Genomic DNA, 11,084 nt, shown 5'->3' with positions numbered 1-11,084 from the left:
CGGCAATGCGTGGGTGTCCGGCGATGCGCAGGTGTACGGCAATGCGCATTGGATCACTATCGGCCCAATCGGCTCAGAAAATGGATTTTTAACTGCATTCCGGCAAAAAGACAATTCAATCTTAGTTCGCCGAGGCTGCTTTTCTGGAACGACTGAAGAGTTCATTGAAGCGGTTAATCGCCGACACGGCGATAGTGTAGATGGAGAAATCTACAGAGCACTGATACCAATCATCAAAATGCGGCTAGCAGAAGTTAAGGCCGACTAACAGCCACCAACCGGTGGTTTTTTACATCTGAAATTCGGAGGAATCATGCGAATAGTCCCTAGAGGAAACGATATACACGCCTTTGTCTGCGGGCATTCGCGTGAATTCAAAAACGACCGTCGCGGCTTTTCTGCGGCGCTTCGTTGGGCGGCTGATGTAGTTAGCGCCCTGCTGTTTACGATGTTCCTGATAATCGCGCTGAGCGCTGCGGAGGCTGTATGAAGGGATATCAATACCCGCGAATACCAAAAACCCGCAAAGCGACCATGATATGGCATAGCTACAACATAGCGATGTCTCGCGAGTGCCGCGCTGCGGGTTATGCCAGAGAAGCGGCTATAGCTCTAAATCAAGCAGCTATAGCTAGGCTGAGCCTCCAGTACTTTATCCCCGACGGCAAAGAGCCATTTTAACAAAGGAAATAACGATGAAATTTGAAAAGGCTATGAGAAAGAAAGCCAAGCTACGGCTGGCACTTACTGGTCCAAGTGGCTCAGGAAAAACATATAGCGCTCTACTGGTGGCTAAAGGCATCGGCGGAAAGATTGCCGTTATCGACACCGAGAAAGGCAGCGCATCGCTTTATTCTGATATTTGTGAGTTTGACGTTCTTGAACTTGAACCGCCATTCACTCCAGAACGATTTATTGAAGCGATTAACACAGCTGAAAAAGCTGGGTACGACTCATTAATTATTGACAGCATAACCCATGAATGGGGCGGTGTCGGCGGTTGTCTTGAGCTTGTTGATACTATCGCAAAAACGAAGTTCAAAGGTAATTCATGGTCAGCATGGAGTGAAATTAATCCTCGCCACCGGCTATTCCTTGATGCAATTTTGCGTTCTCCAATGCATATCATCGCAACCATGCGCAGTAAAACAGAAACTGCACAAGTGGAAGAAAACGGTCGTAAAAAGGTTGCAAAGTTGGGAATGAAGTCAGAGCAACGCGATGGGGTTGAGTACGAATTCACCACGGTTCTTGACCTTACTCACGAGAACCATTATGCCAATGCCACTAAAGACCGGACGAAATTATTCTCAAATGCAGATCCAGTAATTCTGAATGAAGATACGGGTAAAGCCCTTCTTGAATGGCTTGAGTCTGGAGTGAACCCGCACGAAGAATCCTTAAAGCTATTTACAGAACAGGCTGAGAAAGCGACATCACTAGTTGAGCTTAAATCTGCATTCGAAGAAGCATGGAAATCGCTAAGAGGAACAGAATTTCAGGCAAAAGCGAAAGATGTCTATGACATCAGAAAAGCAGAAATGGAGAACGCAGAATAATGGCACACTCTATCACCATCAAATTACAACACCCAGCAAGAGAGTTCACAGCTGGAGAATCTATTGGGTTTGGCATTCGTGGCGGGGTCCGGTATTACGACAGGAAGTCTCAAGAAAACAAATACACCAACTACCAAGCCGTAGTTTTTGCCAAGGAAGGTAATCAGGCAGACTACTATCGCGCCGTACTAACTGCTGGAGCCATTGTTGAGGTTTTTGGCGATAACATCAAAATTAATACCTTTGAAGGGAAAAGCGGTCAACTTGTAACTTTGGAGTTATTAAACGCCAGACTTGGGTTTATAGAAAAAAGCACAAACGAATCAGCGCAAAATAAAACTCAACAAGAACCACCATCAAAATATGCGTCTGAAAATATCCCACCAATGGACTTTGACGACGATATCCCTTTCTGACGCTTACCTCCCCAGCCAAAGGCAAAAACATGATTAAACGTGAAGATATTCGCGCATTCGCTGATGAATTCGCGAAGTGTTTCTATGCCCAGAAAGCTGGGGAGAAATTGCCCGGTCAATTTGACTATATCGAAGAATCGATAGAGCGAATGGCTAAACGAGTAGAAGCGCATAAATCGAACATCAAGCCAGTTGTCATCAAGAGCAACGATGAAGACTGGCAAAGCAAAATTAACCCAGAGGACGTCTATCCAGAAAATAGACGCTGGAACGGTGACTAAATGGTCAATGAATTTAGCCGTCTAATAAAACCCAAACCCGCAGCTCCGAAATTTGACGCGAAGAAAGCAAAGCAACTCGCGGGCCTACTATCTAAATCAAAGCACGTAACGATAGACGGGCTTGATTACATTCTGCCGAGGTGCGGGACGGTTCCTTTCATCATGAAAATCATCGAAGAGCTGAACGGCAAAAAAGGCCAGGCGGGAGAGTAACAGATGAGTAATAAACGATATCCGCGAGTTTCAAAAATCATACCGAGGAGTAAAAACACCAGCGCAAAATGCCGGTGCGGGGTGGTTGCAAAGTACCTAATTGAAATTCAGGTTAATTGTTTTCGCGGTGACGACGAGCGCCTGTGGTCTTGTGATGAGCATAGAAACAACTGCGAATTTTTAATTAGTGGGGCATCCGATGAATAGACTAACTGACGAGCAATTAACAGAAATCGTTCGCGAATTCCCGATTGCAGAGCCGGACGGGGGAATGGACGCATTTTTAGCTATGGCCCTCATGTCCCGCGAGCTTCAGCAGTGGCGGGAGGCGGCTGGCCGCGTGTTCATGTACGGAATTTCCGCCCCAGACGGAACCCCCTACATGGATGAATTTTGCGTGTGCTCTTCCGCAGGTGAGCTTGAATGCGTTGTCGATGAGCTGAATGAAATGCAATGCGAAGGCGGCGGAGATTATCGTGTCGTACCCCTCTACGTCGCCCCGCCGACTATAACGCTAAATCCGCCGACAGCCGTTAGCTGGGAGGAACAAGGCTATCGTGACGAAGTAATCGAAGCCATTCAAGCCGCCTGCCGTCAGGCAGGTATTCAGTGCGTAATTGAGGGTGACAACAATGATTGTTGAGGGGTATAGCGCAGATTTTTATTGCGACTGTGATGCGTGCAAAGCGGAAAGTTGGCAGCAGGCCGAGGCAGATTTTGCCGGAAAAAACCACACAGACTGCATGCGTCAGGCTAGAAATGCAGGATGGCGAATTAGCGCTGATAAAACCAGATGTTACGCCCCAGCGCATAAAATTTCGAGGAATAGACCATGACGGATATCAACATACAGGAACTGCGCTCGGCGGCGGAGAATTATCGCGCAACCCTCAAAGCCCACCGCCAAAATCCAACAAGCGTTGAAGCGATGGAAGCATGGGATCGGGCCAACAGCGAGTTTGATGCGCTAATTAACAACGACGAAATCAATATCATTTCGACGCTCTTTGACGAACTGGAGAGGTTGCAACGAGCAAACGCTGCACAGGACGACCACATAAACCAGCAGCAGGACAGAATCGAGGAACTTGAGTCGGCAAACTCAGGGGCGGGCAAGCGCATTCGTGAGCTATCAGCTCAAAAAGACGAATGGGAGCGTAAAGCTACTAGCAACTTTGAAGAGTGCGCCCGCATGAGCAAGCGCATTGATGAGTTGGAGGCTCAGGTGTCCGCCGATCCGGTATCGTTCTTTGCGTACAGTGACGAAATTGGGTTTGAAATCTACGACACAGAACAAGAAGCGAAAACTGCCGCTCAAAATGAAATCGACTGGAACCGAGATGTAGACCCAGAGGACGGATGGCCGGAAGGCGTTGATAGTATTCGCTGGGGATACGTCATGCAGCGAGCTAAAGAGGTGGATATCAGGGTTGTTCGTCGCGGGCGTAAAACAAGGGAGTGCGATTATGAACTGGCTCCGCCGTTAAACAACGCCGCTGGCATCAGTAAGGGGGAGTGATGCGCGAAATCGGAGAGCAAATTAACGCAGGGCGGGCCGTAGCGGTCATCTATGAAACCTTCGGCCACCTCGACGCGAAGCCTGGAGAACGGCATAAAGGGTGGTTCGTCTTTATCAACGGGCAGCATGGCGACACTGGAAATAAGTGGGCGGCACAGCACGGCGATTGGGATTTTGCAGCCTCACACGAAAACCCGCTCCGCGCTGCAATGATAGTTTTCCTCATGATGCATGAAACGAGCTAATATACTGCCAAAAATTAGGAGGATTCGTGAAAATATCGTCACTAAAGTCAGGCGATAAAGTCTGGTCAGTCGGCAAATATAAAATGGGGAATACAACCCTTAGCACCGTTGGCGTTCATCCAGTAGCCTTCAAAGAAGTTTGTGACACATACGTCATAGCTTCATGGAACGGCAACCCATCAAAGCGCTTTTATGCTAATGCGGTGAGTAAGTGGAGAAAAGAAAAGCCAATCCTCATTAATGTAGGCATGGGCGTTTACCGCTTAGCCACCCGCGCCGAAAAAGAAGCGCTGAAATCCGCATAAGGCTATAATTCCTCCAACGCATAGGAGACATTATGAGCCACAATTTAGCCGACCTACCCCCTGACCAGCGCGAAAAAGTAGACGTAGGCCTCCACGCGTCCGGCGTCGCTTACAAAGAGCGCTACGATATGCCTGTGTCCATTCGCGACGTCGAGAAAATCATACCTGAGCACTTACGCGACTACTTCAAAGAGCGCCTTGAGTTCTATCGGGAAAAAGGCCGAACGCTCGGCAAGTTGCCGTATGAGCCAAAGGAAAAATAAAAAACCCGGTCATTGTACCGGGTTTGAATATCACCGCATTATACAAAATCAGCGGTTGGGATAAGAACGGTAATGTTGACAGACAAATTCAAGTTCATCATTACGAACTCGGCAATAGCTGCGAACAAACACAGGCTTATCGTGAATATAGATAAAATCATCACGATTCATGTCATGAACTATCATATGCGTCGTCTCCTTTTAGTTTAAATGCCCCTGTTAACCACGGTTGCATTTTGTTAGGAGAATCGCTATCCTTGAGTCGTTGCTTCTCAAGTGTAGCGGTTGATTAACCTCCATACACACGGTAAACACTGCTAATGTTTACCCCCTATAAAGCCCTGCTGCTAACAGGGCTTTTGTTTTATTCCGCTCTAGCTGGTACAGCGTAAGACTTAATAATACGACAAACCCTTTCCGCCTCCTCCTCCGTCAAATCCGTCGGAAGATTGGCGATGTTAAGAATCAGCGAAGACCGCAACGGAATGGGAAGCTCGAAGGTTTTTACCTGTTCTGCGGTAACTTCAGGCTCTGTTGGCTTCGTCTTGGGTTTTACGTCCCTAGGCTTTGAGCCGATAGGTTTACCGTTAGAGTAGGCGATGAATTTTTTTACTGCGCTCTTCACCCTACTTTTATAGCCCTTAACGGCGCTGTCGGAGATATCGTCGATAAGAAGCAGGCTTTCAACGATGTCATCAATATTCCACTCAGTCGCCGGGGTATCATCTGGAATAATATCCATCACTTTATTTGCAGATTGACGGATATTGTCAGCAGTCTTCTTATTAATGCCGACTTTGTTAGTAAAATCGACATCGGAGAGATTGAAAATGAACTCTTCAAACTTGCTTTTGGTGATATCAGTGTCAGACATTTCTTCCCCCTCAATGGATGGCGATCTTTTATTCTGAATTTTACACACAAGAAAGAAGATTGCAACCACAAAGCGCATCAAAATTATCTAAATGACCATTTTTACCCAAAAATAAATAAAGTTAAGCATCATTAAAAAATGAGGCCATCAAACAAAGTGTTTAGTTGCCTGAACACCCCGCCTTGAGCGGGTTTCTTTTTACCTGAGCCCGCCTAGTGCGGGTTTTTTAATGGAGAAAATGCCATGTCTGACCAAAGTAAACACTATGACTATTTCAAAGTAGAGGGCGAGGACGTTAAGGCAATGATTGCCAAATACGACGAAATTGCAGATAAGCGTCAATCAGTTATCAATGATCTTTGCAATAAATTTGAGGCCATCGGATACACTGATTCAACTGGATTTGGTGATAAAGGGTCTTTCGTTCGCAATCTTATCTGGCCAGCTGATTTCAAGTTCGCCCAGCCGATGACAATAAAGTTGCGGTCATATATTGACGGCAAACCGGCGATCTTAGCCAGAGGAAAGGGAAACTCGAAAGAAGGTAGGGCGTTTAATAAAAGTCTCGACGCTGCAATTGCTGATTGCAATAAACAACTGGCTACCCTCCCATCGTGGCAGGCATACATAATCGAGCATTATGACGTTATGAAAACGGGCATTGGTGGTTCTTCAGGTCTTGGCTTGGCGATGCTAACGACGTATGGCGGCAAATATCCAGGTCGTGATGACTGCCTTCTGTTTGCAATTCCAAACAACAAAAACGAGAAGAGACACGGAAAAATAACCGTTCCTGAAAACTTTCAAAAGCTGACATACGGTCAGTTCTATGACATCACAAACGTTGAATCTGAAGAGGCCGCCTGATGGCGGCTTTTTGTTGCCGGAGAATAGTATGCGAATAACGATTGAAGCTGAAGATGAGAACGCCGCTATTTGGGGGATGGTTTTTGCCAATAGCTTCATCTCTCAAAAGAGAGATGGCGATGGAACGGCGGATTCATGGGGATTTTTTAAAAAATCATGGACACATCACGGAACTGTGACCAAGAAAAAGAATGGAAATATATCAGTCAAGTGTTGGGAAAATAAAGGTGACGCAGCATGAGCGAAAATAAAACTATCGAATGGCTATCCGAATTTCTGGCCTATGACAATTTATACAAAGGCATTACGCCAGAGCTAGCCCACCAGCTGGCGGAGGATATTTTTAAAGAGATGGCCGCCGGTGAGGTTCCTGGTGTTGTTGTTACTGGTGATTAAAGAGAGGTGATGCATGGGGCTTATAACGTTGAGGGAGTGGAACCAGAGGCAACCTAGGCCGCGTTGCATGGAACAGGTAAGGCGATGGGTTAGAGCGGGTAAAATATCGCCGCCTCCGTTGCTTGATGGTCGAGAATATCTGGTGGATGAGAACGCAGTTAGAATTAATCCTGCGTCTCCGTCATCACGTCAGTCACACGTCAGTAGTTTATCGCAGAGGGTAAAAAATGGCCGCAAGGAGACGAAGCCGCGATACTCGCGACCTTCCACCTAACCTTTATGTCCGCAATGGATATTACAGCTACAGAGACCCTCGCAACGGAAAAGAATACGGGCTAGGAAGGGATAAGCGACTAGCAATCAACGAAGCAGTAGCAGCAAATATGACGCTATTCAGTCCATCAGTAAGCCTCATCGACCGCATCAATGACCGTTCCAAGATATCACTAGCAGACTGGTGCGATCGTTATATCGACATCCTGAACAGGCGAGAGGTGGCGAAAAGCTCAATGACTGAATACAGGAGTCGAATAAACGCCATTAGTGAGTGGTTTGGCGTAAAGCCGGTTGACGGAGTAACAACGAAAGACATAGCTGAGTTTCTTGATAGCTATGTTACGTCAGGGAGAGCGGCAAGAGCGAAGCTAATGCGCTCTACCCTGCTTGATATGTTTAGAGAAGCCATAGCGGAAGGTATTATTAAAGATAACCCCGTAGAGGCCACTAGAAACGCCAGAGTGAAGGTTAAGCGCAGCCGGTTCACAACTGAAGAGTTTAAGCTTATTTTGGCTGAATCTGAGAAAATGCAACCTTGGGTAAGCTTGAGTATTGAACTTGCCGCCGTCACCGGCCAGCGAGTTAGCGACATAGCAAAATTGAAATGGGCTGATATCTACGACGGATGTGTTTGGATAGAGCAGAAAAAAACAGGCATGAAGCTAACCATCCCCACCAGCACAAGCATCGACGTTCTAAATATATCGCTGTCGGACACGTTGGATAAGTGCAGGAAGCACTTTGCAAACTGCGAGACGGTTATCGCGACAAGAACAGGAAAGAAGCTTGGGGTAGGAACCATATCCAAGGCCTTTGCCAAGGCTAGAGACGCAACAGGGATAGAATGGACTGGAGAGCCACCGCCGTATCACGAAATCCGCAGTCTATCGGCCAGACTATATGATGCAGAAATGGGGAAAAAGTTCACGCAAAAGCTACTTGGACACAAATCCGCGCAGATGTCAGAGCGCTATATCGATGCCCGTGGTGCAGAATGGGTTAAGGTCGAATAATGAATAAATTTCGAATGATTTCGAATTCATCAACGCAACGCACTGAATTATAAGGATGTAATTAAGTGTGTTGCAATCCAGCTCATTGATGACCTTTCTGTTTAAACCGGTGACACGGCGGCCTTCTCGTCAAGCGGGATTTTCCCGCGATAGCGACTGCCGGTGTCGGACACAGAGATGCTGTCCATTAAACCATAACGCCCCGATAGAGTGGAACAAAACTTATCGAGACACCAAATTCTCAGTGCGATTTGTGCGGTAATCGTCGTTTTATTGCGCGCTTTTTATTACCTTACGCTAGGGCATGTCTCACAACACGACCTATTTCGCACCATTGTTTTTCGCCGCTGCTCTGCGATGGCGCCATACTTCTATCACGCCGGGCATCACGGAGATAATAATAATCGCGACAATCAACAGCTTCAGGTTGTCCTGCACGATTTTTAAATCGCCGAAAATATATCCTGCATAGGTGAACAGCACAACCCAGACCACTGCGCCGATCACGTTATACGCTGCAAAATGACGATAGCTCATGTGCCCCATTCCCGCCACAAAGGGCGCAAATGTCCTCACGATGGGCACAAATCGCGCCAGAATAATCGTCTTTCCGCCGTGGCGCTCGTAAAATGCGTGGGTTTTATCCAGATAGCTCCTGCGGAAAATCTTAGAATTCGGGTTCTTAAACAGCCGTTCCCCGAACAGTCTGCCGATCGTATAGTTCACCGCATCGCCGAGAATGGCCGCCGTAATCATCAGCAGCGCCATCAGGTGTACGTTGATATCGTTGCCCGGCAGCGCCGACAGAGCGCCCGCGACGAACAGCAGCGAATCTCCCGGTAAAAAAGGCGTAACCACCAGCCCCGTCTCGCAAAACAGAATTAAAAACAGGATTGCATAAACCCACATGCCGTAGTTTTCAAAGATCTGCGCCAAATGCACATCAATATGCAGGATAAAGTCAATCAGGTAGGTAATGTATTCCATAGCGAGATTTATTCACCAAGATCGTTATTTAGAAACAGCGGCCCCAGAGGAGGCGCCGGAAGCTCAAAGCGCTCAGGATAATCGACGGACACCAGATAGAGCCCCTCCGCCTTAGCCGTCGCTGCCGCCAGAGTGCGGTCTTTCGCCGCCAGCAGCTGCGCCATCCAGCCTTCTTCCTGATTGCCGCAGCCGATTTCCAACAGGCTGCCGACGATGTTTCTCACCATATGGTGAACAAACGCATTGGCCTTTATGTCTACCACGACGTAGGCGCCGTGTCGCGTGACCTTTAAATGATTTACATTCCTCCACGGCGTCCTGGATTGGCACTGGACGGCGCGAAAAGAGGTAAAGTCGTTCTCACCCAGCAGGCACTGCCCCGCACGGTGCATCCGCGCTTCGTCCAGCGGCAGATGAAAGTGGCTGACGCCGCGTCCGAGGATCGCGGGGCGAAAGCGATGGTTATAAATAATATAGCGGTAACGGCGCGCCGTTGCGCTAAAGCGCGCGTGAAAATCCGGCTCGACGCTCTTCACCCACCGCACGGCGATATCGGACGGCAGGTTGGCGTTTACGCCCATCGTCCAGGCGACATCCTTTCTGTTAGAGGTCGTTTCAAAATGCACCACCTGCCCGGTCGCGTGGACGCCGGCGTCGGTTCTGCCGGCGCAAAATACGGTCACCGGATGGTTCGCCACCTGGCTTAGCGCCTTTTCCAGCTCGCCCTGAACGCTGGCAACTTCCTGCTGACGCTGCCAACCATAGTAGCGGCTACCGTCATACTCGATGCCCAGCGCGACCTTAACGCTTTCAGACATCAGTACAGATACTCCTGGATCAGGCTTTCGGCCGTTTTCACCGCCATCAGCGCGCCGCCAAAGCGGACGTTGTCAGCCACTGACCAAAACTGTAAGCGCTCCGGCTGGCCGTAGTCACTGCGCAAGCAGCCGATGCTCAAATGCGGGTTCCCCGTGGCGTCGCCGACCTGCGTCGGATAGTCGCCCTCTTCGCTTACCTGCACGTCGTCGGCATTTTCCAACGCCTGAACGGCCTCTTCGGGAGACATTTCCCTCATGCCTTCAAAGTGAACGATCTGAGCGCTGCCGTAAAATACCGGCGACTGAATGCAGGATGCGGATACCGGCAGCGTGTCGTCCTGCAATACCTTGCGCGTTTCATCAACCAGACGGCGTTCTTCAAGTACGCTGCCTTCCGCATCCGGCAGCAGAGGAAGCAGGTTAAAGGCCAACTGGCGGTTAAAAATACCCTCTTCAATCGGCAGCCCGTTAAGCAGGCGCGCGCTTTGCCCCGCCAGCTCCTCAACGGCCGCCTTGCCGTGAGCCGAGGCCGCCAGCATGACGGTTGCCTGTAAACGGGCGATCCCCGCCGATTCAGACAGAGGCTTTACCGCCGTCAACAGCTGGCCGGTCAGGCTGCTGGCAACGGCAATGATATTTCGGTTGCGGTACTCGGATAACGCATGATTATTAACGCCCGGAACGATAAGCGGTACGTCCGGCTCCAGAGAAAAAACGCCGCTGCTGTCGATAACCAGGCAGCCCGCGTCGGCAGCCGCCTGCGCGTAGCGTAAAGAAGCCTCGGCGCCGGCGACGAAAAACGCCATCTGGGCCTGCGACCAGTCAAATTCGGCCGCATCCTGTACGACGTGGCTCTTACCGTTGAAGCGTATGCTTTCACCCGCCGAACGAACGCTTGCTAAAAGGTGAAGCTCGCCCACGGGAAACTCACGTTCCGCAAGCAGTTCAAGCAGCGCTTCACCTACCGCGCCGGTTGCGCCGAGAACGGCGATTTGCCATCCGTCTGTCATACAGAATTCTCCGAAATCGTTGTTTAAATCGTTATATACCCG

The 11,084-nt window shown here is 49.1% G+C and carries 20 protein-coding genes; 16 read left to right on the top strand and 4 right to left on the bottom strand.

Features of this window, described 5'->3' with window-relative positions; genetic code table 11:
- From G544_RS22325 to G544_RS0118815, 11 genes are all read left to right on the top strand, one after another.
- Window positions 1-268, top strand: a 268-nt coding sequence (locus tag G544_RS22325) for a hypothetical protein (RefSeq protein WP_027276021.1), incomplete at its 5' end; no start/stop codon positions are given.
- A 45-nt stretch (window positions 269-313) separates the two neighbouring features.
- Window positions 314-490 carry a hypothetical protein gene (locus G544_RS22285; RefSeq protein WP_154656337.1) on the top strand — a complete coding sequence of 59 codons (177 nt, stop codon included), beginning with the start codon at window positions 314-316 and terminating at the stop codon, window positions 488-490.
- A 205-nt stretch (window positions 491-695) separates the two neighbouring features.
- Window positions 696-1,559 (top strand): ATP-binding protein, encoded by an 864-nt coding sequence (locus G544_RS0118860; protein WP_027276019.1) that lies wholly within the window; start codon window positions 696-698, stop codon window positions 1,557-1,559.
- Window positions 1,559-1,975 carry a hypothetical protein gene (locus G544_RS22395; RefSeq protein WP_071783429.1) on the top strand — a complete coding sequence of 139 codons (417 nt, stop codon included), beginning with the start codon at window positions 1,559-1,561 and terminating at the stop codon, window positions 1,973-1,975. Before G544_RS0118860 ends, G544_RS22395 begins: the two co-directional genes overlap by 1 nt.
- 29 nt (window positions 1,976-2,004) lie before the next feature.
- A complete protein-coding gene (locus G544_RS0118850) occupies window positions 2,005-2,256 on the top strand; it encodes a hypothetical protein (RefSeq protein WP_027276018.1) in 252 nt (83 codons plus the stop codon).
- On the top strand, window positions 2,257-2,469 hold the full coding sequence (locus G544_RS0118845) for a hypothetical protein (protein WP_027276017.1): 213 nt from the start codon (window positions 2,257-2,259) through the stop codon (window positions 2,467-2,469).
- Between the two features lie 199 nt (window positions 2,470-2,668).
- Window positions 2,669-3,112 carry a hypothetical protein gene (locus G544_RS0118840; RefSeq protein ID WP_027276016.1) on the top strand — a complete coding sequence of 148 codons (444 nt, stop codon included), beginning with the start codon at window positions 2,669-2,671 and terminating at the stop codon, window positions 3,110-3,112.
- A 189-nt stretch (window positions 3,113-3,301) separates the two neighbouring features.
- Entirely contained in the window at window positions 3,302-3,988 is a 687-nt protein-coding gene (locus tag G544_RS21450) for a hypothetical protein (RefSeq protein ID WP_051155838.1), read from the top strand.
- Window positions 3,988-4,233, top strand: a complete 246-nt coding sequence (locus G544_RS0118825; protein WP_027276014.1) for a DUF2591 family protein — start codon at window positions 3,988-3,990, stop codon at window positions 4,231-4,233. The genes G544_RS21450 and G544_RS0118825 overlap by 1 nt, the downstream gene beginning before the upstream one ends.
- Window positions 4,234-4,259: 26 nt before the next feature.
- Window positions 4,260-4,538: a hypothetical protein gene (locus G544_RS0118820; protein WP_027276013.1), complete on the top strand. Its 279-nt coding sequence runs from the start codon at window positions 4,260-4,262 to the stop codon at window positions 4,536-4,538.
- A 32-nt stretch (window positions 4,539-4,570) separates the two neighbouring features.
- Complete coding sequence (locus G544_RS0118815; RefSeq protein WP_027276012.1) at window positions 4,571-4,801, top strand: DNA polymerase III subunit theta; 231 nt, start codon at window positions 4,571-4,573, stop codon at window positions 4,799-4,801.
- 364 nt (window positions 4,802-5,165) lie between these two features.
- Here G544_RS0118815 and G544_RS22390 read toward each other — a convergent pair whose 3' ends face one another.
- Complete coding sequence (locus G544_RS22390) at window positions 5,166-5,675, bottom strand: hypothetical protein (protein WP_134389100.1); 510 nt, start codon at window positions 5,673-5,675, stop codon at window positions 5,166-5,168.
- Window positions 5,676-5,918: 243 nt separating this feature from the next.
- Between G544_RS22390 and G544_RS0118800 the strand changes: the two genes are divergently transcribed.
- The 5 genes from G544_RS0118800 to G544_RS0118785 are packed head-to-tail and all read left to right on the top strand — an operon-like array spanning window position 5,919 to window position 8,227.
- Complete coding sequence (locus tag G544_RS0118800; protein WP_027276011.1) at window positions 5,919-6,542, top strand: DUF5420 family protein; 624 nt, start codon at window positions 5,919-5,921, stop codon at window positions 6,540-6,542.
- 28 nt (window positions 6,543-6,570) lie between these two features.
- Window positions 6,571-6,783, top strand: a complete 213-nt coding sequence (locus tag G544_RS0118795; RefSeq protein ID WP_027276010.1) for a hypothetical protein — start codon at window positions 6,571-6,573, stop codon at window positions 6,781-6,783.
- Window positions 6,780-6,938, top strand: coding sequence for a hypothetical protein (locus tag G544_RS22280; RefSeq protein ID WP_154656336.1), 159 nt, complete (start codon window positions 6,780-6,782; stop codon window positions 6,936-6,938). Before G544_RS0118795 ends, G544_RS22280 begins: the two co-directional genes overlap by 4 nt.
- A gap of 13 nt (window positions 6,939-6,951) precedes the next feature.
- Window positions 6,952-7,212, top strand: coding sequence for an excisionase (locus G544_RS21915; protein ID WP_071783428.1), 261 nt, complete (start codon window positions 6,952-6,954; stop codon window positions 7,210-7,212).
- Window positions 7,166-8,227 (top strand): site-specific integrase, encoded by a 1,062-nt coding sequence (locus tag G544_RS0118785; RefSeq protein ID WP_027276009.1) that lies wholly within the window; start codon window positions 7,166-7,168, stop codon window positions 8,225-8,227. The genes G544_RS21915 and G544_RS0118785 overlap by 47 nt, the downstream gene beginning before the upstream one ends.
- A 321-nt stretch (window positions 8,228-8,548) precedes the next feature.
- On the opposite strand, the gene G544_RS0118780 is transcribed toward G544_RS0118785, so the two are convergent.
- Genes G544_RS0118780 through G544_RS0118770 form a run of 3 tightly spaced genes read right to left on the bottom strand, consistent with a single transcriptional unit; the run spans window position 8,549 to window position 11,042 of the window.
- Complete coding sequence (locus G544_RS0118780) at window positions 8,549-9,214, bottom strand: DedA family protein (RefSeq protein WP_027276008.1); 666 nt, start codon at window positions 9,212-9,214, stop codon at window positions 8,549-8,551.
- 8 nt (window positions 9,215-9,222) lie between these two features.
- Window positions 9,223-10,032: a tRNA pseudouridine(38-40) synthase TruA gene (gene truA, locus G544_RS0118775; protein WP_027276007.1), complete on the bottom strand. Its 810-nt coding sequence runs from the start codon at window positions 10,030-10,032 to the stop codon at window positions 9,223-9,225.
- Window positions 10,032-11,042, bottom strand: coding sequence for an aspartate-semialdehyde dehydrogenase (locus G544_RS0118770; protein ID WP_027276006.1), 1,011 nt, complete (start codon window positions 11,040-11,042; stop codon window positions 10,032-10,034). The genes truA and G544_RS0118770 overlap by 1 nt, the downstream gene beginning before the upstream one ends.
- Window positions 11,043-11,084 lie beyond the last annotated feature (42 nt).

The organism is Leminorella grimontii ATCC 33999 = DSM 5078 (assembly GCF_000439085.1).
Taxonomy (GTDB): Bacteria; Pseudomonadota; Gammaproteobacteria; order Enterobacterales; family Enterobacteriaceae; genus Leminorella; species Leminorella grimontii.
The sequence above is the reverse complement of the archived record's forward strand: the minus strand, read 5'-3'. Positions and strand labels throughout refer to the sequence as shown.

What these genes read in the sequence shown, in the direction of transcription:
- G544_RS0118845 (WP_027276017.1), top strand. Translation starts at nt 2,257, where the DNA reads ATGGTCAATGAATTTAGCCGTCTAATAAAACCCAAACCCGCAGCTCCG.
- G544_RS0118780 (WP_027276008.1), bottom strand. Translation starts at nt 9,214, where the DNA reads ATGGAATACATTACCTACCTGATTGACTTTATCCTGCATATTGATGTG.
- G544_RS0118770 (WP_027276006.1), bottom strand. Translation starts at nt 11,042, where the DNA reads ATGACAGACGGATGGCAAATCGCCGTTCTCGGCGCAACCGGCGCGGTA.
- G544_RS0118785 (WP_027276009.1), top strand. Translation starts at nt 7,166, where the DNA reads ATGGCCGCAAGGAGACGAAGCCGCGATACTCGCGACCTTCCACCTAAC.
- G544_RS0118800 (WP_027276011.1), top strand. Translation starts at nt 5,919, where the DNA reads ATGTCTGACCAAAGTAAACACTATGACTATTTCAAAGTAGAGGGCGAG.
- G544_RS0118840 (WP_027276016.1), top strand. Translation starts at nt 2,669, where the DNA reads ATGAATAGACTAACTGACGAGCAATTAACAGAAATCGTTCGCGAATTC.
- G544_RS22390 (WP_134389100.1), bottom strand. Translation starts at nt 5,675, where the DNA reads ATGTCTGACACTGATATCACCAAAAGCAAGTTTGAAGAGTTCATTTTC.
- truA (WP_027276007.1), bottom strand. Translation starts at nt 10,032, where the DNA reads ATGTCTGAAAGCGTTAAGGTCGCGCTGGGCATCGAGTATGACGGTAGC.
- G544_RS0118815 (WP_027276012.1), top strand. Translation starts at nt 4,571, where the DNA reads ATGAGCCACAATTTAGCCGACCTACCCCCTGACCAGCGCGAAAAAGTA.
- G544_RS21915 (WP_071783428.1), top strand. Translation starts at nt 6,952, where the DNA reads ATGGGGCTTATAACGTTGAGGGAGTGGAACCAGAGGCAACCTAGGCCG.
- G544_RS0118850 (WP_027276018.1), top strand. Translation starts at nt 2,005, where the DNA reads ATGATTAAACGTGAAGATATTCGCGCATTCGCTGATGAATTCGCGAAG.
- G544_RS22280 (WP_154656336.1), top strand. Translation starts at nt 6,780, where the DNA reads ATGAGCGAAAATAAAACTATCGAATGGCTATCCGAATTTCTGGCCTAT.
- G544_RS0118860 (WP_027276019.1), top strand. Translation starts at nt 696, where the DNA reads ATGAAATTTGAAAAGGCTATGAGAAAGAAAGCCAAGCTACGGCTGGCA.
- G544_RS22285 (WP_154656337.1), top strand. Translation starts at nt 314, where the DNA reads ATGCGAATAGTCCCTAGAGGAAACGATATACACGCCTTTGTCTGCGGG.
- G544_RS0118825 (WP_027276014.1), top strand. Translation starts at nt 3,988, where the DNA reads ATGCGCGAAATCGGAGAGCAAATTAACGCAGGGCGGGCCGTAGCGGTC.
- G544_RS0118795 (WP_027276010.1), top strand. Translation starts at nt 6,571, where the DNA reads ATGCGAATAACGATTGAAGCTGAAGATGAGAACGCCGCTATTTGGGGG.
- G544_RS22395 (WP_071783429.1), top strand. Translation starts at nt 1,559, where the DNA reads ATGGCACACTCTATCACCATCAAATTACAACACCCAGCAAGAGAGTTC.
- G544_RS21450 (WP_051155838.1), top strand. Translation starts at nt 3,302, where the DNA reads ATGACGGATATCAACATACAGGAACTGCGCTCGGCGGCGGAGAATTAT.